The 23,104-nt window shown below is 72.4% G+C and carries 21 protein-coding genes and 1 pseudogene; 14 read left to right on the top strand and 8 right to left on the bottom strand.

Annotation, left to right across the window (positions count from 1 at the left end):
• Positions 1-91 precede the first annotated feature (91 nt).
• Entirely contained in the window at positions 92-1,456 is a 1,365-nt protein-coding gene (locus ACIQPQ_RS00005) for a tetratricopeptide repeat protein (RefSeq protein ID WP_401299522.1), read from the bottom strand.
• A gap of 920 nt (positions 1,457-2,376) precedes the next feature.
• On the opposite strand from ACIQPQ_RS00005, the gene ACIQPQ_RS00010 reads away from it, so the two are divergent.
• A complete protein-coding gene (locus ACIQPQ_RS00010; protein WP_401297626.1) occupies positions 2,377-3,834 on the top strand; it encodes an FAD-binding oxidoreductase in 1,458 nt (485 codons plus the stop codon).
• A gap of 257 nt (positions 3,835-4,091) precedes the next feature.
• On the opposite strand, the pseudogene ACIQPQ_RS00015 reads toward ACIQPQ_RS00010, so the two are convergent.
• Positions 4,092-4,508: pseudogene (locus ACIQPQ_RS00015) on the bottom strand (SsgA family sporulation/cell division regulator); the annotation flags it as partial.
• Between the two features lie 225 nt (positions 4,509-4,733).
• On the opposite strand from ACIQPQ_RS00015, the gene ACIQPQ_RS00020 reads away from it, so the two are divergent.
• Both ACIQPQ_RS00020 and ACIQPQ_RS00025 read left to right on the top strand, forming a co-directional pair.
• A complete protein-coding gene (locus ACIQPQ_RS00020; RefSeq protein ID WP_401297629.1) occupies positions 4,734-6,251 on the top strand; it encodes an RDD family protein in 1,518 nt (505 codons plus the stop codon).
• A gap of 90 nt (positions 6,252-6,341) precedes the next feature.
• Positions 6,342-7,079 (top strand): RDD family protein, encoded by a 738-nt coding sequence (locus ACIQPQ_RS00025; protein WP_401297631.1) that lies wholly within the window; start codon positions 6,342-6,344, stop codon positions 7,077-7,079.
• 78 nt (positions 7,080-7,157) lie between these two features.
• On the opposite strand, the gene ACIQPQ_RS00030 is transcribed toward ACIQPQ_RS00025, so the two are convergent.
• A complete protein-coding gene (locus ACIQPQ_RS00030) occupies positions 7,158-7,427 on the bottom strand; it encodes a hypothetical protein (protein WP_401297634.1) in 270 nt (89 codons plus the stop codon).
• A 351-nt stretch (positions 7,428-7,778) separates the two neighbouring features.
• Here ACIQPQ_RS00030 and ACIQPQ_RS00035 point away from each other — a divergent pair, with 351 nt between their 5' ends.
• The gene (locus ACIQPQ_RS00035; RefSeq protein ID WP_401297635.1) at positions 7,779-10,124 is read left to right on the top strand and encodes an immune inhibitor A domain-containing protein; all 2,346 of its coding nucleotides are present in this window, start codon (positions 7,779-7,781) and stop codon (positions 10,122-10,124) included.
• Positions 10,125-10,245: 121 nt separating this feature from the next.
• A complete protein-coding gene (locus tag ACIQPQ_RS00040; protein ID WP_401297638.1) occupies positions 10,246-10,602 on the top strand; it encodes a hypothetical protein in 357 nt (118 codons plus the stop codon).
• Positions 10,603-10,641: 39 nt separating this feature from the next.
• Here ACIQPQ_RS00040 and ACIQPQ_RS00045 read toward each other — a convergent pair whose 3' ends face one another.
• On the bottom strand, positions 10,642-11,232 hold the full coding sequence (locus tag ACIQPQ_RS00045; RefSeq protein WP_383779146.1) for an isochorismatase family protein: 591 nt from the start codon (positions 11,230-11,232) through the stop codon (positions 10,642-10,644).
• 109 nt (positions 11,233-11,341) lie between these two features.
• Positions 11,342-12,715, bottom strand: coding sequence for a nicotinate phosphoribosyltransferase (locus tag ACIQPQ_RS00050; RefSeq protein ID WP_401297641.1), 1,374 nt, complete (start codon positions 12,713-12,715; stop codon positions 11,342-11,344).
• A 138-nt stretch (positions 12,716-12,853) separates the two neighbouring features.
• Here ACIQPQ_RS00050 and clpS point away from each other — a divergent pair, with 138 nt between their 5' ends.
• The 7 genes from clpS to ACIQPQ_RS00085 all read left to right on the top strand — a co-directional run bounded on the left by clpS (position 12,854) and on the right by ACIQPQ_RS00085 (position 17,994).
• Positions 12,854-13,171 (top strand): ATP-dependent Clp protease adapter ClpS, encoded by a 318-nt coding sequence (gene clpS / locus ACIQPQ_RS00055; RefSeq protein WP_383779142.1) that lies wholly within the window; start codon positions 12,854-12,856, stop codon positions 13,169-13,171.
• Positions 13,172-13,182: 11 nt separating this feature from the next.
• Complete coding sequence (locus ACIQPQ_RS00060; RefSeq protein WP_401297644.1) at positions 13,183-13,785, top strand: DUF2017 domain-containing protein; 603 nt, start codon at positions 13,183-13,185, stop codon at positions 13,783-13,785.
• A gap of 436 nt (positions 13,786-14,221) precedes the next feature.
• Positions 14,222-15,661: an amino acid permease gene (locus ACIQPQ_RS00065; RefSeq protein WP_401297647.1), complete on the top strand. Its 1,440-nt coding sequence runs from the start codon at positions 14,222-14,224 to the stop codon at positions 15,659-15,661.
• Positions 15,662-15,946: 285 nt separating this feature from the next.
• Entirely contained in the window at positions 15,947-16,396 is a 450-nt protein-coding gene (locus ACIQPQ_RS00070) for a Mov34/MPN/PAD-1 family protein (protein ID WP_401297650.1), read from the top strand.
• Positions 16,397-16,544: 148 nt separating this feature from the next.
• Positions 16,545-16,640, top strand: coding sequence for a putative leader peptide (locus tag ACIQPQ_RS00075; RefSeq protein WP_383776926.1), 96 nt, complete (start codon positions 16,545-16,547; stop codon positions 16,638-16,640).
• Positions 16,641-16,754: 114 nt separating this feature from the next.
• Complete coding sequence (locus ACIQPQ_RS00080) at positions 16,755-17,033, top strand: MoaD/ThiS family protein (RefSeq protein ID WP_401297652.1); 279 nt, start codon at positions 16,755-16,757, stop codon at positions 17,031-17,033.
• A 10-nt stretch (positions 17,034-17,043) separates the two neighbouring features.
• Positions 17,044-17,994, top strand: coding sequence for a PLP-dependent cysteine synthase family protein (locus tag ACIQPQ_RS00085; RefSeq protein WP_383776922.1), 951 nt, complete (start codon positions 17,044-17,046; stop codon positions 17,992-17,994).
• 57 nt (positions 17,995-18,051) lie between these two features.
• On the opposite strand, the gene ACIQPQ_RS00090 is transcribed toward ACIQPQ_RS00085, so the two are convergent.
• A complete protein-coding gene (locus ACIQPQ_RS00090) occupies positions 18,052-18,561 on the bottom strand; it encodes a type II toxin-antitoxin system PemK/MazF family toxin (RefSeq protein ID WP_401297655.1) in 510 nt (169 codons plus the stop codon).
• Between the two features lie 297 nt (positions 18,562-18,858).
• Here ACIQPQ_RS00090 and ACIQPQ_RS00095 point away from each other — a divergent pair, with 297 nt between their 5' ends.
• The gene (locus ACIQPQ_RS00095; protein WP_401297658.1) at positions 18,859-19,611 is read left to right on the top strand and encodes an MBL fold metallo-hydrolase; all 753 of its coding nucleotides are present in this window, start codon (positions 18,859-18,861) and stop codon (positions 19,609-19,611) included.
• 202 nt (positions 19,612-19,813) lie between these two features.
• On the top strand, positions 19,814-20,158 hold the full coding sequence (locus ACIQPQ_RS00100; RefSeq protein ID WP_401297660.1) for a hypothetical protein: 345 nt from the start codon (positions 19,814-19,816) through the stop codon (positions 20,156-20,158).
• A gap of 109 nt (positions 20,159-20,267) precedes the next feature.
• On the opposite strand, the gene ACIQPQ_RS00105 is transcribed toward ACIQPQ_RS00100, so the two are convergent.
• Complete coding sequence (locus ACIQPQ_RS00105) at positions 20,268-21,521, bottom strand: PTS transporter subunit EIIC (protein ID WP_401297662.1); 1,254 nt, start codon at positions 21,519-21,521, stop codon at positions 20,268-20,270.
• Between the two features lie 153 nt (positions 21,522-21,674).
• Positions 21,675-22,973, bottom strand: a complete 1,299-nt coding sequence (locus tag ACIQPQ_RS00110; protein ID WP_401297664.1) for a PTS transporter subunit EIIC — start codon at positions 22,971-22,973, stop codon at positions 21,675-21,677.
• Between the last annotated feature and the right edge of the window lie 131 nt (positions 22,974-23,104).

The raw sequence follows: 23,104 nt of genomic DNA on the forward strand, positions 1-23,104 counted from the left end.
CAACAACGGCCCCATCACCGCCCAGGCAGCGTCAGAAATCTCCCCATCCCTCACAACCAGACCAACGATCCGATGATCGGAAAGACACTCCCTAGAACTCCGGCACGCTCGTCACCGTCGGCTCGCCCAGCGCGCTCAGCGCCCGGCGGGCCGACGGCGCGTGCAGCGGCGAGAAGTACGGGTTGATCGCCAGCGCCTCCGTGAGGTGCCGCCGCGCGGGCCCCTCGTCCCGCAGCTGCCGCTCGATCATCCCCAGGTGGTAGAGGTACGGCGCGCTGCGCACCGTGCCGTCCTTGGCGCGGTCGGTCGCGATCCTCGCGTACCTCAGCGCCTCGGTGTGCCGCCCGGACCGGTGCAGCGCCCAGCCGAGCGCGTCCGCGACCTCGACGGACGGCTGCCGCCGCCACTCGCCGGTGAGCAGCCCCACCGCGACCGCCGGGTCGCCGTGGTCGGCCTCGAACCGGCCGAGCAGCAGATCCCCGTCGACGCCGCCCGCCGCGTCCCGCCGCACCCGCTCGCGCAGCACGTCGTACTGGACGCGGGCGGGCGCCGTCATCCCCAGCGCGTCGTACAGCTCGCCCAGCTCCAGCGCGTACTGCGGCAGCGGCTGCTTCGCGAGCGCCGTCCGATACGCGTTCAGCGCCTCCGACGTCCGGCCCAGCGCGGCGAGCGCCCGCCCCTGCCCGGCCTGCGCGGCCCGCTGGTCCGGGTCGAGCCGCACCGCCTCCTCGAAGTGGCGCAGGGCCCCTTCGCGGTCGCCGCGCTCGAACGCGAGCTGCCCGGCCCGCTCCAGCCAGGCCGCCCGCTCGGCGGGCCCCGACGCCCCGGCCGCCGCGTCCGACAGCGCCGCCGCCGCGTCCTCCCGCCAGCCCCGGTCCCGGTACACGGCCGCCGCCCGCCCCAGCGCCGCCGGGCCGGTGCGCAGCTCCAGCAGCCGGTCCAGCGCGGCCTTCGCCTTCTTCGTGTCCCCGAGGCCCGTGTACGCGTCGATCAGCGGCGGATACGTCGTCCACCGCTTCGGCGCCCGCTCCTTCGCCGCCTCCGCCCAGTCCCGCGCCGCCGGGAAGTCCCGCCGCGCGGCGGCCAGGGTCGCCAGGCCGGTGAGGGCGTCGGCGTTGTCCTTCGGCCGGACCTTCAGCGAGGTCCGCAGGGCCTGCTCGGCGCGGGGGTAGAGAGCGGCGGCGTCGGCGGTGCGGCGGCCCTGCTCGACGTAGGCCGCGCCGAGCACCGCCCACGAGCGGGCGTCCGCCGGCCGCTCCCGTACGGCGGCCTCCCGCTGCCCGATCAGCGCGGCGAGGTCCGGCAGCGAGGCGGCGACCCCGCTCCGTACGGCCGTCTGCGCCCGCGCCCCCGGCGCCGGCCCGGCCGCGGCCCGCGGCGCCTCCTCCCCGCCCGCCCACAGCACCAACCCGCCGAGCACCAGCGAACACACCCCCGCCACCGCTCCCCCCACCAGCCACCGCCTACGCCGGCCACCGTCTCCGACGGCGACTTCGGGGGAGGGGCGGGGGGTGAGGTGGGGGAAGCGGATGGGGGTGGGGTCGGGGTCGGGGTTGGGGGTGGGGGTGGCGTCGAGGTCGGGGTCGGGCTCGGGCTTGAGGGTGGGGTCGGCTTCGACTTCGGCTTCGGTGTGCGGCTTGGCCTCGACGCCGACCTCGGCTTCGTCTTCGACCTCGGCTTCGACCTCGGCCTCTGCTTCGTCCTTGGCTTCGGTACGGTCACCGACGCGCCCTGCTCCGTCCCGGCGCCAGGCACCGGGAGCCGTGGGGAACCGGCGGGGCCGGTCGCGGGAGGAGGTCTCGCCGCCGCTTCCGACCGCGTCGGCGTCCGGGGCGTCGGCCTTCGTCGGTACGGCCCCGGCGGCACTGTCACCTCCCACCTCCGCCTCCGGGACCGGCGGGACAGCGGGCCCGCCGGACAACGAAGGCGCCGCCGCCTCGTCCCCGGAGGGGGCCGCGTCCGCAGGGGCCTCCCGCTCCGTGTCCGGTGTGGGGACCGCGTCCGCGTGGGCGTCCTGTTCCGTGTCCGGGGTGGGGGCCGCCACCTCGGGGGCCTCCTGCGTGGTGTCCGCCGCGGCGGCCCCGTCCGGGCCGCTCTCCCCTCGGGCGTCCGGCGCGTCACCCGCGGGGTCCGCGTCACCCGCCGGGCCCGTCCACCAGTCGGCGGAGCGGGTGGGCGCCGGCGTCCCGGTGTCCGAGGGGCGGGTGTCCCCGCCCCGCTCGGAGCCGGGCCCGGGGGGCGGGGGCTGGGGGGACGTGGGGGCGGGGCGGCTGTCCATGGCGATCACTGTGCGGGAGGCGGGTGGTGCGGGGCGGGTATCCGCCGGGTGCCGTGGATGGGGTTCACACCGATGGCGGTGAGTGTCACGCTGTGATCATGAGCCGTATCGAAGCCCCTCGGGACGAGGACTCCGGCGACGTCACCGGCGGTGTTCCCGGCCTCCCCCCGCACCCCCACCACCCCCCGCACGCCGAGCTGATCGAGCGCCTCCGCGACGGCCTGCCCGCCGAGGCGGTCCTCATCGACCCCGACGTCACGGCCGCGTACGCCAACGACATGGCGAGCTTCTGTCCGGCGGGCGCCCCCGCCGCCGTGGTCCTGCCCCGCACGGTGGAGCAGGTGCAGCACGTGATGCGCACCGCGACCGCGCTGCGCGTCCCCGTCGTCCCGCAGGGCGCCCGTACCGGTCTGTCCGGCGGCGCCAACGCCACGGACGGGTGCATCGCGCTCTCCCTCACCAAGATGGACCGCATCCTGGAGATCAGCCCGGTCGACCGCATCGCCGTCGTCGAACCCGGTGTGGTCAACGCCGTCCTCTCCCGCGCCGTCGGCGAGTACGGCCTCGCCTACCCGCCGGACCCCTCCAGCTGGGAGACCTGCACCATCGGCGGCAACATCGGCACCGCCTCGGGCGGCCTGTGCTGCGTCAAGTACGGCGTGACCGCCGAGTACGTCCTCGGCCTGGACGTCGTCCTCGCCGACGGCCGCCTGCTGTCCACCGGCCGCCGTACCGCCAAGGGCGTCGCGGGCTACGACCTGACCCGTCTCTTCGTCGGCTCCGAGGGCTCCCTCGGTGTCGTCGTCGGGGCCACCCTCGCCCTGAAGCCGCGGCCGCCGCGCCAGCTCGTCCTCGCCGCCGAGTTCGCCTCCGCCGCCGCGGCCTGCGACGCCGTCTGCCGGATCATGGCGGGCGGCCACGTCCCCTCCCTCCTCGAACTGATGGACCGTACGACGGTCAAGGCCGTCAACGACCTGACCCGGATGGGCCTGCCCGAGTCCACCGAGGCGCTTCTCCTCGCCGCGTTCGACACCCCGGACGCCGCCACCGACCTCGCCGCCGTCGGCGCGCTCTGCGAGGCCGCCGGCGCCACCCAGGTCGTCCCGGCCGAGGACTCCGCCGAGTCGGAGCTGCTGCTCCAGGCCCGGCGGTCCGCGCTGGTGGCGCTGGAGGCCGTCAAGGGCACCACGATGATCGACGACGTGTGCGTGCCGCGCTCCCGTCTCGGTGGCCTGCTGGAGGGCGTCGAGCGGATCGCGGACAAGCACCGCCTCACCATCGGCGTCTGCGCCCACGCCGGGGACGGCAACACCCACCCCACGGTCTGCTTCGACGCCGCCGACCCCGACGAGTCGGCCCGCGCCCGCGCCTCCTTCGACGAGATCATGGCCCTCGGCCTGGACCTGGGCGGCACGATCACCGGCGAACACGGCGTCGGCGTCCTGAAGAAGGAATGGCTCGCCCGCGAACTCGGCGCCGTGGGCGTGGAGATGCAGCGCCGGATCAAGGAGGTCTTCGACCCGCTGGGCCTCCTCAACCCCGGCAAGCTCTTCTGACCCCGACGGCCCCACCCACCCCCGTGCACTCACTGGCCCCGCCGGCCCCGTATCTCGCCTCACGCGCCGTCCTCCGACTCGTCCGACGGCCACGGGTCCCGCAGCCACAGCTCGTCCGGCGCCTGCCCCGCCCCCGGCTCCCACGCCCCCCGGTCCCGCGAGCCGGTCTCCCGCGACCCGGGCTCCCAGGCGCCCGGCGTGTCCCACGGCCCCGGTGTCTCCCAGGACCCGGACTGCTCGCGCGAGCCGGACAGTCTGGGGGAGGGGGCGAGCAGTTCGGCCAGACCGTCGTCGATGCCGAGCTGCTCGCCCTCACTCCCCGGGGGCACCACCCGCAACGTCCGCTCCAGCCAGGCCGACACCTGGGGCACCGGCGCCTCCAGCAGGGCGTCCCCGTCGGGTGAACTCAGCGCCATCAGCACGACGCTGCGCCCCTCCACCTTCGTCGGCCACACCCGGACGTCCCCGTGTCCGCACGGCCGGAACACGCCCTCCACGAGCAGCTCGCGGGCGAACGTCCAGTGCACCGGGTGCTCGGAGTTGATGTGGAAGGTGACGTGCACGGCGAACGGGTCGTCGCTGCGGTAGGTGAGCCGGGCCGGGACCGGGATACCGCGCTCCGGCGACAGGATGAGCCGCATCTCCAGCTCCCGCTCCACCACGGTGTGATGCATGTCCGTACTCCTCTCGGTTCTGCTCCGTACACGAGTGAGAGGGCGCGGGGAGGCGGGCATTACGCGGGTTCGGAGAACTTTTTTCGCGGGCGGTCCGAACATGTGAGGGACCTGTCCGCGGTTGCCCGGAAAGGAGTGGGTACGACAGGACTGGCGCTGGGCGTTGGTCCCGTCTGATAGATGTGGACCCCCCTCCCACCCCCGAGCAGATACGGGACGACGGACATGAGCGCCCCCACCCCGGCACCAGGCGACGACAGGCCCCGCGAGGGGTACTACCCGGACCCGTCCATCCCTGGATACGTCCGGTACTGGAACGGTGCCTCCTGGGTGCCGGGCACCAGCCGGCCCGCGCCGTCCGACGGGGGTCCGCTCGCGGCGCCGGGCGGGGGCGCGGCCCCGGCCGCCCCGGTCGAGGAGACCGGCCCGCACTTCTTCGACGAGGACCCGGCGCCCGTCCCGGCCGACACCTACGGCAGCCGTCCCGAACCGGCGGCGGCCTGGGGCGCCGACCGCGTCCACCAGTCCGGCTTCGGCGGCGACCAGGACCGCCGGGTCTCCTGGGGCAACAACCCACAGGGCCCGCAAGGGCCACAAGGCCCGCAAGGGCCACAGGGGTCGCACGTCCCGCAGGCGTCCCCGAGCCCCCAGAGCCCCCACGGCCCCGATCCGCGGGTGCGGCAGCCCGAGCCCGGCCCGGACCCCGACCCGCGTCCCGCCCCCGCACCGGCTCCCGCCGCCGACCGCGGCACCCTCACCTTCGGCCCCCCGGCGGGGACCGCCCCGGCCCCGAACCCCCCTTCCCCGGCCGTCCCGTCACCGGCGGGCGAGCCGTTCCCGGCCGCCGCCGGGCAGGCCCCCCTCGGCGTCTTCGGCCCCGCCGCGCCCCCACACGCCGCCCCGGCGCCGGCCCCCGCTCCGGCAGCCGCCGCCGCGTCCGGCGCCGCTCCCGCCCAGCCCAGCTTCGGCGCGGGCCTTGCCGCCGCCGAGCGCGCCACCGTCACCCCCGGCGCTCCCGCCGGTCCGGCCGCCCCCTCCGTCCCGGCCCAGGGGCCGGCCCCCGCACCGGGCCCCGCCCCGGCCTCCGACGGCGCGCCCCTCAGCTCCGGCCCCGGCGGCGGGCAGCCGTCCTGGGCGCAGCAGGTGCACCGGCTGGCCGCACCCGGCGCGGCGGGAGCGGCGGGCGCGGGGGAGCAGCCGGTCGTGCCCTGGAAGCCGCCCGTCGACGACGTGTTCCAGGCCGCCGCCCGGCGGCAGGCGGCGGCCCGGCCCGCCGGGATCGGGCGGCGGCTCTTGGCCCGGCTGGTCGACACCGTCGTACTGGCCGCCGTGACCTCCGCCGCGGCCGTCCCGCTCGGCGTGAAGGCGCTCGACCACGTCGACGCCAAGATCGAGGCGGCCCGGCTGACCGGTCAGACGGTGACGGTGTGGCTCCTGGACGGCACCACCTCCGCGTACCTGGGCGTCGTCCTGGGCGTGCTGCTGGTCTTCGGGATCGTGTACGAGGCGCTGCCCACCGCGCGGTGGGGCCGCACCCTCGGCAAGAAGCTGCTCGGCCTGGAGGTGCGGGACATCGAGGCCCACGAGCCGCCCTCGTTCGGCGCCGCCCTGCGCCGCTGGCTCGTCTACAGCGTGCCCGGCCTCCTCGCGGTGGGCGTGATCGGCGTGCTCTGGGGGCTGTTCGACCGGCCCTGGCGGCAGTGCTGGCACGACAAGGCGGCGCACACCTTCGTCGCGGGCTGACCCGGCCCCCGCGGCGTGCGGGGACGGCCCGGTACCCCGGACGGCCGCGCGCCGGATGCGGGGGCGGGCTGTTCACGGTCGACTCGGGCCATGACGACCGAACCGCCCCCCGGTTCCGGCGGCGAGCCGCCGGAGGACGACCCGTTCCGGAAGCAGCCCCCGCCCGCGCAGGGACCGGGCGACGGCCGGCCCCCGCCGTACGGCGCGGGCGGCGGCCCGCAGAGCGGCGGCGACCCGAACGGCGGCGGCCCCCGCGACCCCTACGGCGGTGGCGCGCCGGGCGGCGGCGACCCCTACGGCGGCGGCCCCCAGGGCCCGTACGGGGGCGGCCCCTACGGCGCTCCGCCCCCCGGCGGCTTCCCGCCCGACCCGCTCGCCGGGATGCCCCCGCTCGCCGACAGCGGTCGCCGCACCCTGGCCCGCGTCATCGACCTGATCCTGGTCGGCATCGTGGTGTGGCTGCTCACCTGGGGCTTCGGCGTCAACGAGTACGACCTGGACAGCGACCGCGTCGAGGTCGGCAAGTCCCTCGCCCAGGCGGTGGTGGCGGCCGTGCTCTACGTCGCCTACGACACCTTCCTCATCGCGCGCACCGGCCAGACCCTCGGCATGAAGTGGCTCGGGATGCGGGTCGCGAACCTGGACAACGGCTCGACGCCGTCCACGCAGACCTCGCTGGTGCGGGCGCTGGTGCTGTGGCTGCCGTTCGCGTTCTGCTGCGCCTGCATCTGGACCGCGATCTGCGGCGGTTGGAGCTACTTCGACAAGCCGTACAAGCAGGGTCTGCACGACAAGGCCGCCAAGACCGTGGTCGTCGCCGTGAACTGACGATCCGTCAGAACAAGCGGTCGTCGGACAGGGTGGAGGGCCCGTGCCGGAGCGGCGCGGGCCCTCGGGCCGTGCGGGTCAGCGGACCGACGGTTCGCGCACCTGCGGGGAGACGGACGCCGGGGCGGCCACGGGGCGTTCGGCCGCGGAGCGGGCCACGGTGACGGAGGTCCGGCGCCGCGGTGCCGGGACCGTCAGGGCGACCAGCGCGCCGAGGGCCAGCGAGGTGACGCAGATGACCGCGATCAGTGAGCCCGAACTCGCCCGGGAGAGCAGCAGCATGGCGAGCGTCGAGAGGATGACGGTGCAGGAACCGTACGTGAGCTGTGCGACAGTCGGACGAGGCATGGCAATCGTGTCCTCGGAAGCGGGGGCGGGCTCGACTCTATTCGGCTGCATGCCCGAGCGGAACTTGCCGTAAGCGTGAGCTGACCCACGGTGCCGGAGCACAGGGGGCGCACGGAGTCATGCGCCCCGCCGTGCGAGCGGAGCCACGCGCCCGTCTCGTTACAGTTCCATGTCCGCAATGCGAACGTGTGCTCCCAATAATGCTTTGACCTGTTCAAGTCAAGGTCTGTCTTTTCTTCTGAACCAGTAGTCAAATGACGTCACTTGACTACACGCGTATAACCTCGCGCGGACACCCCTTGACATGGGTCCCCCTAGCCGCGCGTCAGGACGCGTTGGGGAGGCATTCAAGTGACCAGTAGATCCTGGACGTTCAGATCGTCCGCCACGGTCGTCGCCCTCGCGGCGGCCTCGGTGACGTTCTCGACGTTCGCCGTGGCGCAGGCCGCCGACTCCGCGCCGGCGAAGGCGCCGGCCGTCGACCGGCACGACCCGCAGTCCGCGGAGACCCGCGCGCACGACTTCGACGGGCCGCTCAGCAAGCGCCAGGAAGCGCAGCGCGAGGAAGCCCTCAAGCAGGTCATATCCGGCGCCGCCGCGGTCAAGGACCGCGACGGCTCCAAGGTCGTCCAGCTCAAGAGCCGCAAGGGCGACAGCAAGTACGTCGAGCTGGGCCGCGAGAAGACCGACAAGATCTTCACGATTCTCGTCGAGTTCGGCGACCAGATCGACAGCCGCTACGGCGGCACCCCCGGTCCGCTGCACAACCAGATCGCCAAGCCGGACCGCAAGAAGGACAACTCCACCGCCTGGCAGGCGGACTACAACCAGAAGCACTTCCAGGACCTGTACTTCGGCACCGGCAAGAAGAGCGAGTCGCTGAAGAAGTACTACGAGAAGCAGTCCTCGGGCCGCTACTCGGTCGACGGCGAGGTGACCGACTGGGTCAAGGTCCCCTACAACGAGGCCCGTTACGGCTCCAACGACGCCGCGACCGGCGCCTGGTACGCGGTGCAGGACGGCGTCAACGCCTGGGTCGCGCAGCGGGAGGCCGCCGGTGACACGGCCGCCGAGATCAAGGCGGAGCTGGCCGAGTTCGACCAGTGGGACCGCTACGACTTCGACGGCGACGGCGACTTCAACGAGCCCGACGGCTACATCGACCACTTCCAGATCGTGCACGCCGGCGAGGACGAGTCCGCGGGCGGCGGCGCCCAGGGCGAGGACGCGATCTGGGCCCACCGCTGGTACGCCTTCGGCACCGACGCCGGTTCCACCGGCCCGGACACCAACAAGCTCGGCGGCACCCAGTTCGGCGACACCGGCGTCTGGGTCGGCGACTACACCATCCAGCCGGAGAACGGCGGCCTGGGCGTCTTCGCCCACGAGTACGGCCACGACCTCGGTCTGCCCGACGAGTACGACACCGCGGGCGGCGAGAACTCCACCGGTTTCTGGACCCTGATGTCGTCCGGTTCCTGGCTCGGCACCGGCAAGGACTCCATCGGTGACCTGCCCGGCGACATGAACGCCTGGGACAAGCTCCAGCTCGGCTGGCTCGACTACGAGACCGCCAAGGCGGGCAAGCGCTCGACCCACAAGCTGGGCGTCGCGGAGCACAACACCAAGAACCCGCAGGCCCTCATCGTCGAACTGCCGAAGAAGAAGGTCACCACCGACGTCGTCGTCCCGGCGCAGGGCGCGACCCAGTGGTGGAGCGGCAGCGGCGACGACCTGCGCAACACCCTGACCCGCTCGGTCGACCTGACCGGCAAGTCCTCGGCGGCGCTGACCCTCGACGCCTGGTGGGACATCGAGACCGACTACGACTTCCTCTACACCGAGGTGGCCACGGACGGCTCCAACTGGACCCCGATCGACGGCAAGCTGGCCGACGGCTCCGCCATCCCCCGTGACGGCAGCGGCAAGCCGGTCCTCACCGGCTCGGTCGAGGCCTACCAGCAGCTGACGTTCCCGCTGGACGCCTACGCGGGCAAGAAGATCGACCTGCGCTTCCGCTACGCCACCGACGGCGGCGTGGCCCAGAAGGGCTTCGCGGCCGACCGCATCACCGTGACCGCCGACGGCGCCGCCCTGTTCGCCGACGACGCCGAGTCCGCCGACGCGGCCTGGACCGCCAACGGCTTCTCCCGCATCGGCGCGGCCATCACCGACGACTACGCGCAGTACTACATCGCGGAGAACCGTCAGTACGTCTCGTACGACAAGGTCCTGAAGGTCGGCCCGTACAACTACGGCTTCTCCACGACCCGTCCGGACTGGGTGGAGCACTACCCGTACCAGAACGGCCTGTTGATCTGGAAGTGGGACACCTCCCAGAAGGACGACAACACCAGCCAGCACCCGGGTGAGGGCCTGATCCTCCCGATCGACGCGCACCCGGCCCCGCTGAAGTGGTCGGACGGCACCCTGATGCGCAACCGCATCCAGGCCTTCGACTCGACCTTCAGCACCTACCGGACCGACGCCCTCACGCTGCACAACGCGGACGTCGCCACCAAGATCAAGTCCCGTCCGGGCGTCTCCGTCTTCGACGACGGCCGCTCGACGTACTACGACCCGTCGAACCCGGCGGCCGGTGTCAAGGTCACTGACACCAACACCTCGATCCGGATCGTCGACGAGCCGCGCGACGGCTCCACGATCAAGATCAAGGTGGACCGCTCGGCCGGCTGACCGACGTTTCCCCAGCTCAGACGCGTATCGGCGGTGACCCCCTGGCGGGTCGCCGCCGATCGTGTTTAGGTGCCTCCTGTGCTCTTCTTATTGACAGTCCGAGTCCCGGGGGTGTGACCGCATGGCCGCAGGAGGCTTCTGCAAGCTGCCGAACGGCACGGTGGTGGTGGCGCTGAACCTGCCCAGCCCGGCCGCCGCCGGTCCCGACGACGGCTCCGCCGTCCGCGTCCTCGTGGTCGCCCAGAACCGGGCGCGCGCCCTGACCAGGCTGCGTAACCTCGGACTGCGCGCCGTCTACCTGCGGGGCAACGCGGCCCCGCCCACCCCGGACGAGATCACGGCCGTCCTGCACCACCCCGACGGCCTGATATGGCGCACCGCCCCCGACAACGCTGTCAGCGCGGTGGCGCCGGTGAGCGTCCCGGAGCTGTGGCGGCCGATCCGCTCCCTGCTGGGCCGCCCGATGGCCCGCGTGTAGCCCGCGGGGTCCGGTCGGACCGGCCCGCGCGGACCGTGCCTACGCCTGGACGACCGGCTTGCCGGTCAGTTCCACGCCCGCGGCGCGCAGCTCCTCCAGGGCCCGCTCGGTGGTGGCGGCGGCGACCCCGGCGGTGAGGTCGAGCAGCACCTGCGTGCGGAAGCCCTCGCGCGCCGCGTCCAGCGCGGTGGCCCGCACGCAGTGGTCGGTCGCGATGCCGACCACGTCGACCTCGTCGATCTGCCGGGCGCGCAGCCAGTCGCCGAGCGGCAGGCCGTTCTCGTCGGCGCCCTCGAACCCGCTGTACGCGGCGGAGTAGGCGCCCTTGCTGAACACGGCGTCCACCGCGCCGGAGGCGACCGCGGGCGCGAAGTTCGGGTGGAAGCCGACGCCCTCGGTCCCGGCGACGCAGTGCGCGGGCCAGGAGCGGACGTAGTCGGGGTTGTCGGCGAAGTGGCCGCCGGGCGCGATGTGGTGGTCGCGGGTGGCCACGACGTGCCGGTATCCGGCGGGGGCCTGCCCGATCAGCTCGGTGATCGCGGCGGCCACGTCGGCACCCCCGGCCACCGCGAGGCTGCCTCCCTCGCAGAAGTCGTTCTGCACGTCTACGACGATCAAGGCGCGGCGCATGGTGGGTGTCCTCCGACGGTGGATGAGGTGACGAGCCTAGAGACTTCGGCGCCCGGAGGGGAGGGGTACCGCGTACCCCCGTACCCCTCCCCTCCGGGCGGCGCGCGGCCTAGCCGCGCCCGGTGCCGCTGCCGTTGCCGCTGCCGGTGTCCTCGACGTGGTACTCGGTCGGCAGGACCGGCTCGCCGCGGCTGAGCTGGGTGGCGGACAGGGGCAGCCGGGCGCGGGCGGCGCGGTGGCGGTCGCGGACCGCGTCCAGGGGCTCGCGGGCGAGGACCTCGCCGCCCTTGACCAGCTCGACCAGCAGCTGGTGGTCGGCGAGCGCGGCCGGGACCGGGCCGGTGCCGATGACCTCGGCCTCGGCGACGCCCTCCGCGTCGGGGCGGCGCGCGGCCCACTTGCGGCCGCCGACCGAGGTCTTCCCGCCGGTCGACTTTTTCGCCACCGGCACCAGCGGCGCCGCCGGATCGGCGGACTCGGCGCGCGCCACCAGCTTGTAGACCATCGAGCAGGTCGGGTGCCCGGACCCGGTCACCAGCTGGGTGCCGACGCCGTACGCGTCCACGGGCGCCGCCGCGAGGGAGGCGATGGCGTACTCGTCGAGGTCGGAGGTGACGATGATGCGGGTGCCGGTGGCGCCCAGCTCGTCCAGCTGCTGGCGCACCCGGTGCGCGACGAGCAGCAGGTCGCCGGAGTCGATGCGGACCGCGCCCAGCTCGGGCCCGGCCACCTCCACGGCCGTGCGGACCGCCTCGGTGACGTCGTAGGTGTCGACCAGCAGTGTGGTGCCCCGGCCCAGCGAGTCGACCTGGGCGCGGAAGGCGTCGCGCTCGGTGTCGTGCAGGAGGGTGAAGGCGTGGGCGCTGGTGCCCACGGTGGGGATGCCGTAGCGGAACCCGGCGGCGAGGTCGGAGGTGGTGGCGAAGCCGCCGACGTAGGCCGCGCGGGAGGCGGCGACGGCGGCCAGCTCGTGGGTGCGCCGGGCACCCATCTCGATCAGCGGACGCCCGCCCGCCGCCGAGGACATCCGCGAGGCCGCCGCGGCGATCGCGGAGTCGTGGTTGAGGATCGACAGGATCACCGTCTCCAGCAGCACGCACTCGGCGAAGGACCCCTCCACCCGCAGCACCGGCGAGCCGGGGAAGTAGACCTCGCCCTCCGGGTAGCCCCAGATGTCACCCGAGAAGCGGTAGGAGGCCAGCCACTCCAGCGTCGGCTCGTCGACGATCTCCCGCTCCCGCAGGAAGCGCAGGACGCCCGCGTCGAAGCGGAAGTTCTCCACCGCGTCCAGGACCCGCCCGGTGCCCGCGAGGACGCCGTAGCGGCGCCCCTCCGGCAGTCGCCGGGTGAAGACCTCGAAGACGCTGCGCCGCTCGGCGGTGCCCGCCCGCAGCGCCGCCTGGAGCATCGTCAGCTCGTACTGGTCGGTGAAGAGCGCCGTCGACGGGACGTCCACCGGCAGCCCAAGATCCGCTGTGTTCACGAAAGCTCTCCTCGCCGTCGCTCTCCGGGCACCCCCGGACAGGCCGGGACACGGGGGGCCGTCCCCCCGCTCGGTACCGCATGCCGGCGATCGTACCCCCTTTTCGTCGGTGTGACGATTTCTGTCGCGCGTGGCAGCATGGGCCTTGTGACGTCACCCGCACCCCTGGAGATCGAACGCACCGAGTCGGCGGAGGAGGTCTTCGCCGTACCCGAGCCCGACGTCCCCTGGGTCACGATCGTCCACAACGACCCCGTGAACCTCATGAGCTACGTGACGTACGTCTTCCAGTCGTACTTCGGCTATCCCAAGGACAAGGCCACCAAGCTCATGCTCGACGTCCACCACAAGGGCCGGGCGGTCGTCTCCAGCGGAAGCCGCGAGGAGATGGAACGCGACGTGCAGGCGATGCACGGATACGGACTGTGGGCCACCCTCCAGCAGGACCGGAAGTAGTCACCTCACCGATGCCCGGACACTTCGAACCGATCCCCGGCGGCGGCGCGGCCGTCGCCCTCGACGACGTCGAGATCTCCATCATCCGGTCGCTGGCCGTGCAGCTCCTGGAGCTGATCGGCCCCGGCCCCGCCGAGGACGTCTCCGACGACCCGCTCGCCGAACTCTTCGCCGAGGGTCCGAGCGAGCCGCCCGCCGACCCCGTCCTGCGCCGTCTCTTCCCCGACGCCTACACCGACCCCGAGGCCGTCCCCGGCCCCGAGGAGGCCGAGGAGCGCCGCGCCCGGTCCGCGGAGTTCCGCCGCTTCACCGAGAACGACCTGCGCGCGGGCAAGCGGGAGAGCGCCCTCGCCGTGGTGCGCACCCTGGACGCGCTGGTCGCGGGCGGTGACGGGGCGGCGGTGCTGAAGCTGTCGCCGGAGGAGTCCCGGCAGTGGCTCGGCGCGCTCAACGACCTGCGGCTCGCGATCGGCTCCCGGCTGGAGATCAGCGACGAGGACGAGACCGATCTGCTCTTCCGCCTGCCGGACGAGGACCCGCGCAAGCCGATGGTGATGGCGTACCTGTGGCTGGGCGGCCTCCAGGAGACCCTTGTCTCCACGCTGATGCCCTGAGCACCCCTTCCTCACCGGGCCGGTGCCCCGAAATGTCCCGGGCCCCGTCACCGTTCCTCCGCGCGCCGGTCATCCCATGGGGATATGCCCCGGGATGTGAGGGTTCTCTGTTCGCTCAGAAGACGCTCAAATCCGGATAACGATCACGTCACCGCCCCGGTCGACTGTGCCCTTCACTGTCCGGTTTGGCCTCTTCTTCTTGTGTGGCGTGCCACATTCTCCTTCGATTTCCCCTGTTGCGGGCGTGATAAATCTTCACGACCGCCCGGCGAACACCACCCGCATGTTCGGCCGGGTGCGCCACCGAGCCGACGGACCGCCGGCCAGGCAACGGGCGAGCGCACGCGCTCGCCCCGCTCCATCAGTCCGGGGGGATCGAGAACCGGTCCGAGGCCCACGCAGGCCCGGGTCGGCATGGAGAGAAAGGCGCACCACAATGACCTCCGCTCAGGTCGACACGGCAAAGGGTCCGGAAGGGCCCGAGGAGCCCGGCGAGGGCTACGAACGCGGGCTCGGCAGCCGACAGGTCCAGATGATCGCCATCGGCGGCGCCATCGGCGTCGGCCTGTTCCTGGGAGCCGGGGCGAACATCGCCAAGGCCGGTCCCAGCCTGATCTTCATGTACGCCCTCGCGGGCGTCATCATCTTCTTCATCATGCGGGCGCTGGGCGAGCTGCTGCTCTACCGCCCGGTCTCGGGCTCGTTCGCGGAGTACTCGCGCGAGTTCCTCGGCCCGTTCTTCGGCTACTTCACCGGCTGGACGTACTGGCTGATGTGGGTGGTCACCGGCATGGCCGAACTCACGGCCGCCGCCATCTACGTCAACTACTGGTTCCCGGCCGTCCCTCAGTGGGTGACCGCCCTGGTCTTCCTGGTGATCCTCTTCGGGGTGAACCTGATCTCCGTGAAGCTCTTCGGCGAGCTGGAGTTCTGGTTCTCCATGGTCAAGGTCACCGCCCTGATCGGCATGATCGTCATCGGCCTCGGTGTCCTCACGTTCGGCTTCAGCTCGGCCGGTGACACCGCCGCGGTCTCCAACCTGTGGGCCTTCGACGGCTTCTTCCCCAAGGGCGTCGGCTCGTCCCTGATGACGCTCCAGGGCGTCATGTTCGCCTACCTCGCCGTCGAGCTGGTCGGCGTCACCGCCGGCGAGTCCCAGGACCCGGAGAAGACCCTCCCCAAGGCGATCAACACCCTGCCCTGGCGCATCGCGCTGTTCTACGTCGGCGCCCTCACCGTCATCCTGTGCGTGGTCAAGTGGACCGAGTTCGCGCCCGGCGTGAGCCCGTTCGTCGCCGCCTTCGCCAAGATCGGCATCCCGGCGGGCGCGGGCATCGTCAACTTCGTCGTGCTCACCGCCGCGCTGTCCTCCTGCAACTCCGGCATGTACTCCACCGGCCGCATGCTGCGCAACCTCGCCGACAGCGGAGAGGCCCCGGCCGCCTTCAGGAAGCTCTCCTCCACCCGCACCCCGGCCTTCGGCATCGCGGTCTCGGTCGCCTTCATGGGCATCGGCGTCGTCCTCAACTACGTCGTCCCGGAGAAGGCCTTCGGCTACGTCACCTCCGTCGCCACCGCCGCCGGCATCTGGACCTGGCTCATGATCCTCATCAGCCACGTCCTGTACCGCCGCGCCGTCGAGGCCGGCCGGCTGCCCGCCTCGCCGTTCCCGGCGCCGGGCGGCTCGAAGTGCTCCTACGTCGCCATCGCGTTCCTCCTCTTCGTCACCGGCCTCATCGCCTACGACGCCGACTCCCGCGTCTGCCTCTACGTCATGGCGGGCTGGGCCGCCGCCCTCGGCATCGGCTGGGCCGTCCTGAAGTCCCGCAACCCCGACGTCACCCGCCGCGACGCCACCCCGGCCAAGGTGGGCTGACCGGACCGCCGGGCTCCCCGCGGGGCGTCCGGCGGGCACGGGGCACTCGTGGCGCCCCGCCGCCCGCCCCACCCCTCCGGCGCCTCCGGCCGCGCGCCGTCCGGCATGTGGGCCGCCGCGTACCGAACCCCGGTACGTGGCGGCCCGCCGTCCGTTGCGGGCCACCCCGCCCGCCGGGCGCGGACGCCCCCCGGCGGGCCCCCGCCGTCCCGCCGCGGGCAGCCCCGCGGACCCTCCGCGGGCGCCCCCTCGGCCCCTTCCCGCGCCCCCTTTATCCTGGCGCCCATGCTGACCATCACCCGCGACCTCGTCGACCGGATCGTCGCCCACGCCCGCAAGGACCACCCCGACGAGGCCTGCGGCGTCATCGCCGGACCCGCGGGCTCCGACCGCCCCGAGCGCTTCGTGCCCATGCCCAACGCCGCGATGTCCCCGACCTTCTACGAGTTCGACTCCGGTGACCTGCTCCGCCTCTACCGCGACATGGACGACCGCGACGAGGAGCCCGTCGTCGTCTACCACTCCCACACCGCGACCGAGGCGTACCCCTCCCGCACCGACGTCTCCCTCGCGAGCGAGCCGAACGCGCACTACGTCCTCGTCTCCACCGCCGACACCGACGGCCTGGGCGAGTTCCAGTTCCGCTCCTACCGCATCCAGGACGGCGAGATCACCGAGGAGGAGGTCAGGATCGTGGACGCCCCGGAGATCCCGGCCACCCCCGACGCCCCGTGACCGGACGCCCCCTCACCCCGCGGCCGGGCCGCCCGCACCCTCCCGCCCGGACCCTCGCGGAGCAGCCGATTCCGCGATCCGGTCGCAAACCATCCAGCATGTGGGATCACCCTCTGGGCGGCGGACCGGGAATCGATACGATGAGCCCATGGTTCTGAACGACGTGTGCGACAAGACGCCGGGCGCTCTGCTCGTGGCGCGGCTGCACGTCGACCTGGGCCGGCTCGCCAGCGCCATCTGTTGACGCCGCCCGCCGTACGGCCCGCGCGCCCCGGCGCCCGCACCACCCGCCCCACCGCCGCACCCGCGCCGCCGCGCGCCCACCGCACCCCGACCCTCCCGACAGGAGCCCCGAACCATGGCCATCGAGGTCCGCATCCCGACCATCCTCCGCCAGTACACCGACGGCCAGAAGGCGGTGGAGGGCAGCGGTGACACCCTCGCCGACCTGTTCGCCGACCTGGAGACCCGGCACACGGGCATCCAGGCCCGCATCGTGGACGACGGCCAGCTGCGCCGCTTCGTCAACGTCTACCTGAACGACGAGGACGTCCGCTTCGTCGACGGCATCACCACCAAGCTCACCGACGGCGACACCGTCACGATCCTGCCGGCCGTCGCCGGCGGCATGGCCTGAGCACCCCGCGATGCGCTACGACTCCCCGCTGGCCGCGGTGGGCAACACCCCTCTGGTGCGCCTGCCGCGGCTGTCGCCGTCCGCCGACGTCCGGATCTGGGCCAAACTGGAGGACCGCAACCCCACCGGCTCCATCAAGGACCGCCCCGCCCTGCACATGATCGAGCAGGCGGAGAAGGACGGCCGCCTCACCCCCGGCTGCACGGTCCTGGAGCCCACCAGCGGCAACACCGGCATCTCGCTCGCCATGGCGGCCCGCCTCAAGGGCTACCGCATGGTCTGCGTGATGCCCGAGAACACCTCCGCCGAGCGCCGCGAACTGCTCGCCATGTGGGGTGCGGAGATCATCCCCTCCCCGGCCGCGGGCGGCTCCAACACCGCCGTACGCGTCGCCAAGGAACTCGCCGCCGAGCATCCCGACTGGGTGATGCTCTACCAGTACGGCAACCCCGACAACGCGGGCGCCCACTACGCCGGCACCGGCCCCGAGATCCTCGCCGACCTCCCCTCGATCACCCACTTCGTCGCCGGGCTCGGCACCACCGGCACCCTCATGGGCGTCGGCCGCTACCTCCGCGAGCACAAGCCCGACGTACGGATCGTCGCCGCCGAACCCCGCTACGACGACCTCGTCTACGGACTGCGCAACCTCGACGAGGGCTTCGTCCCCGAGCTGTACGACGCCTCCGTCCTCACCACCCGCTACTCCGTCGGCTCCGCCGACGCCGTCACCCGCACCCGCGAGCTGCTCCAGCAGGAGGGCATCTTCGCGGGCGTCTCCACCGGCGCCGCCCTGCACGCCGCGATCGGCGTCGGGCGCAAGGCGCTCGCCGCGGGGGAGAGCGCCGACATCGTCTTCGTCGTCGCCGACGGCGGCTGGAAGTACCTCTCCACCGGCGTCTACACCGCCGCCACCACGGAAGAGGCCATCGAGACCCTCCAGGGCCAGCTCTGGGCCTGACCCCTGACCCCTGACGCCCGACCGCCGCGGCCCCCGCCCGCGCCGTGCGCCGCGGGGTCAGCGCGCCAGGTGGCGGACCCGGTCCCACAGGGCCGGGTCCACCGCCCCCGCCCGCCGCCGGAAGTCCCCGAGCGGCACCTCGCGCAGCTCGTCCGTCTCCAGGAAGCTCGCCCGGCCCCGCGCGTCCCCGACCGCCCCCGCCGGCAGCGCGATCACCCCCGGCCGCTCCTGGTGATGCCTGCTGGTGATCTTCACGACCGTCGCCCGGCCGCCCCGCACCGCCAGCACCAGACACGGCCGGTCCTTCGCCCCCGGCCCGTCCTCGAACGGCACCATCGCCCACCAGATCTCCGAGGGCCGCGGCCGTTTCCCGCCCCGCCCGCCCGGCCGCTCCGCGGGCCGCCCCGGCGGCCGGGTCCCGCGCCCGCCGGGCCGCCGCCCGTCCGCCCGCCGCCCGCCGGGCCGCCGTCCCTTCGGCTTCCGCCCGCGCCCCAGCCCGTCGACGAGCGCGGCGACGAACGCCAGCAGCACCACGGCCCCGAGGGCCACCCACCACGACGTGTCCATGCGGACGACGCTACCGGCGCGCGATACACCGTGCGCGCCCTCCCGCGCTCCCCATCCGCCCCGCGACCAGCCGAACCGGTGACACCACAGGTGAGTTCGCCCACAACGGCCCCTGGCGGAGGAGCGGCCCGGCGTCAGGAGTCTTAGGCTCGACGGACCGCACGACCCGTGACGTTCCTTTCACGACCGTCCGTTTTCCGTTCCGCCCCGGTACCTCAGCACCCCCCCCGTACCGCCCGCTCCACCCCGTCCCTGAACCCCGGATTCCCGGTTTCCGCCAGCGGAGGTTTCTGCTTTATGAAGCTCACCGTCGTCGGCTGCTCGGGGTCGTTCCCGTCCGCGGAATCGGCCTGTTCGAGCTACCTCGTCGAGGCCGACGGCTTCCGGCTGCTTCTCGACATGGGCAACGGCGCCCTCGGCGAGTTGCAGCGCCACTGCGGTCTCTACGACCTCGACGCGATCTTCCTGAGCCATCTGCACGCCGACCACTGCATCGACATGTGCGCCTACTTCGTCGCGCGCTACTACCGGCACGAAGGCGGCCGCTGCGACCCCCTCCCGGTCTACGGACCCGAGGGCACCGAGCACCGCCTGACCACCGCCTACGCCGACACCCCGTCGGCCTCCTCGATGAGCGAGGTCTTCGACTTCCACACCGTGAAGCCCTCCACCTTCGACATCGGACCGTTCACCGTCCACACCGAGCGCGTCGCGCACCCGGTGGAGGCGTACGGCATCCGCGTCGAGCACGGCGGGCGCGTCCTGACGTACTCCGGCGACACCGGCGTCAGCCCCGCGCTCGACGAACTCGCCCGCGACGCCGACCTGTTCCTGTGCGAGGCGGCGTTCACCCACGGCAAGGAGAACATCCCCGACCTGCACCTCAACGGCCGCGAGGCGGGCCAGACCGCGACGCGGGCCGGTGCCCGCCGCCTGGTCCTCACCCACGTCCCGCCGTGGACCGACCCGCAGGTCAACCTCACCGACGCCCGCGCGGCCTACGACGGCCCCGTGGAACTGGCGGCGCCCCGAGTCTCGTACGAGATCTGACCGCCCCCGCCGCCCCCGTCCCACCCCGCCTCCCGCACGCACGGCGAAGGCCCCCGGAGCAGTTCAGGGCTCCGGGGGCCTTTGTCGGCCAAGATCCAGCCGCGGTCCGCTCATCCCTTGACCCTTCCATAGAAAGGTCTATACCTTCCTCGTGATCGCAGCGAGTTGACCGACCGCTGCAGCAAGTGAATCAGGGGGAAATATGACCGGAATGCGCCGTGCCGTCGGAACGGCAGCCGCCGTCGTGGGGCTGTTCGCGGCCGTCGGACTGGGTGCTCCCGCGGCATCCGCCTCGGCTCCCGAGTCGATGGCCGCGTGGACGAACAAGACCTGTCTGTCGCCCAGCAAGAAGTCGGTGAGCCACACCAAGCAGTGCCCCTCGGGCGCGTGGCGGCACTTCCAGTTCCTGAAGAAGACCCGCGTGGACGCCGGTCCGTCGGCCGGCTACCACTGCACCTTCCACATGACCCACTACATGAGCGCAGGGACCGCGGGGTGGGAGCAGTACGACGCGGGCAACCAGAGCGTCGGCCCCGGCTGCGTCTGACCGCCACGTGAGACCGTGGCCGACGGCGTGAGCCACGACTGACACAGAAGGGTGGGCCCGGAACCGCTGAGGTTCCGGGCCCACCCCTGTGGTGTGAGGGCGCCGACGTCTACGCCTTCGTGAGGTCCTCGACCTCCTCCTCGGGCTCGCGGCCCGGGGTGGGGAGGTTGTACTTGGTGATGGCGAAGCGGAACACGACGTAGTAGATCGCGGCGAAGACAAGACCGATCGGAATGATCAGCCAAGGCTTGGTCGCCAGATTCCAGTTGAGGAAGTAGTCGATCGCGCCCGCGGAGAAGCTGAAGCCGTGGTGCACGCCCAACGCCCAGGTGACGGCCATCGAAAGGGCCGTGAGCAGCGCGTGGATGACGAACAGCACCGGGGCGATGAACATGAACGCGAACTCGATCGGCTCGGTGATGCCGGTGACGAACGAGGTCAGCGCGAGCGAGATCATCATGCCGCCGACGGCCTTGCGGCGCTCCGGGCGGGCCGTGTGCGTGATCGCGAGAGCGGCGGCGGGCAGCGCGAACATCATGATGGGGAAGAAGCCCGACATGAACTGGCCGGCGGACGGGTCACCGTGGAAGAAGCGCGGCAGGTCGCCGTGCCAGACGGCGCCGGCGGAGTCCGTGTAGGTGCCGATCTCCTGCCAGGCGACCGTGTTGACGAACTGGTGCATGCCCACCGGCAGCAGCGCGCGGTTGATGGCTCCGAAGATCGCGGCGCCGACCGCGCCCAGACCCGTCATCCACTCGCCGAAGTTGGTGATGACGTCGCCGACGGGCTCCCAGACCAGACCGAAGAACACGCCGACGCCGGTGCCGATGAAGGCCATCAGGATGGGCACCAGGCGGCGGCCGTTGAAGAAGCCCAGCCAGTCGGGCAGCTTGGTGCGGTGGAACCGCTGCCAGGTCACCGCGGCTATGAGGCCCATGACGATGCCGCCGAGGACCTTGGGGTCGTTGTAGGTGGCCGCGATGTCCGCGCCCTTGGTGATCTGCGCGTCACTGACCGGGAAGGCGGTCAGCACGTTCTTGTAGACGAGGAAGCCCACCAGCGCCGCGAGTGCCGTGGAACCGTCGGCCTTCTTCGCGAAGCCGATCGCGATGCCCACGCAGAACAGCAGCGGCAGGTTCGCGAAGACAGCGTCACCGGCCGTGGTGAACACCGACGCGACCTTGTTCCAGCCGAGTCCGTCGGCGCCGAAGACGTCGGGCTGACCCAGTCGCAGCAGGATGCCCGCCGCGGGCAGCACGGCGATCGGGAGCTGGAGACTGCGGCCGACCTTCTGAAGGCCCTGGAAAAGGCCGGAGCCCCACTTCTTCGTGGGGGCCGCCGTTGGCGAGGTGGCGGTGCTCATACACTTCCTCCATCGGGTGGTGGTCTACACCACTCAGTGGTGTAGACCTGTTGTACACGATGGAGCCGATATAAGGAACCCGTCAAAACTGCAACCGGAGCACTACGCTCAGCGTCCGTCCGTGGCCGGATTCCACCCCCCGGCCGAGCCGCCTCACACCCTCGTCGTGTCCTCCCGCTCCTCCTCCGGCTCACGCCCCGGCGTCCGCAGGTCGAACCGCGTGATCGCGAACCGGAACACCCCGTAGTAGACGACCGCGAACACCAGCCCGATCGGCACGATCGCCCACGGCCGCGTCGCCAGGTTCCAGTTGATGACGTAGTCGATCAGCCCCGCCGAGAAACTGAACCCGTCGTGCACCCCCAGCCCCCACGTCACCGCCATCGACACCCCCGTCAGCACCGCGTGCACCACGTACAGCAACGGCGCCACGAACAGGAACGAGTACTCGATCGGCTCGGTGATCCCCGTCACGAACGACGTCAGCGCCACCGACAGCATCAGCCCCCCGACCTCCTTGCGCCGCTCCGGCCGCGCGCAGTGCGTGATCGCCAGCGCCGCCGCCGGCAACGCGAACATCATGATCGGGAAGAACCCCGACGTGAACTGACCCGCGTCCGGATCACCCGCCAGGAACATGTTGATGTCACCGTGCACCACCGTCCCGTCCGGCTTCGTGAACGAACCGAACTGGAACCAGATGGGCACGTTCAGGAACTGGTGCAACCCGATCACCAGCAACGCCCGGTTCGCCAGCCCGAACACCCCCGCCCCCCACACCCCCGCGTCACTCAGCCAGTCGCTGAAACTCTCCAGCCCGTCACCCACCGGCGGCCACACCCACAGACACACCGCCGCGAACCCCATCGCCACGAACGCCATCACGATCGGCACCAACCGCCGCCCGTTGAAGAACCCCAGCCAGTCCACCAGCCGCGTCCGGTGGTACCGCTGCCAGAAGAACGCCGACAGCAACCCGATCACGATCCCGCCGAACACCCCCGGATTCTGGTACGTGAACGCCCCCACCGTGGCGTCCGTCGCCTGACACCCGATCCCCGGCACCACCGTCGACCCCGGCGCACAGTCCTCCGGGAACTGCCGCAGCACGTTGTAGTAGACGAGGAACCCCACCAGCGCCGCCAGCGCCGTCGACCCGTCCGCCTTCCGCGCCATCCCGATGGCGACCCCCACACAGAACAGCAGCGGCAGCCCCAGACTCCCGTCCAGCAGCGCACCCCCCGCCCCCGCCATCACCTTCGAGACGTCCGTCCACCCCAGCCCGTCGTCCCCGAACACGTCCGGCTGCCCCAGCCGGTTGAGAATCCCCGCCGCGGGCAGCACCGCGATCGGCAGCTGAAGACTCCGCCCCATCCTCTGCAACCCCTGGAACAGCCCGTTCCAGCGGGCCCGCGCGGGACCCACCCCCGCGGCGGCGTTCTCGGCACTCATCGTTTGGCGACCGCCTGTCAGGTGGTGTAGACCAGCTACGGACGATTTCGTTGCTGTGACGTCATCCTTCGATACATCCGGCACGAACGCTCGCAAAGATGGTCCAACTGTGGGTTACTGCCACACAGCGG

The organism is Streptomyces sp. NPDC091281, assembly GCF_044757425.1.
GTDB lineage: Bacteria > Actinomycetota > Actinomycetes > Streptomycetales > Streptomycetaceae > Streptomyces.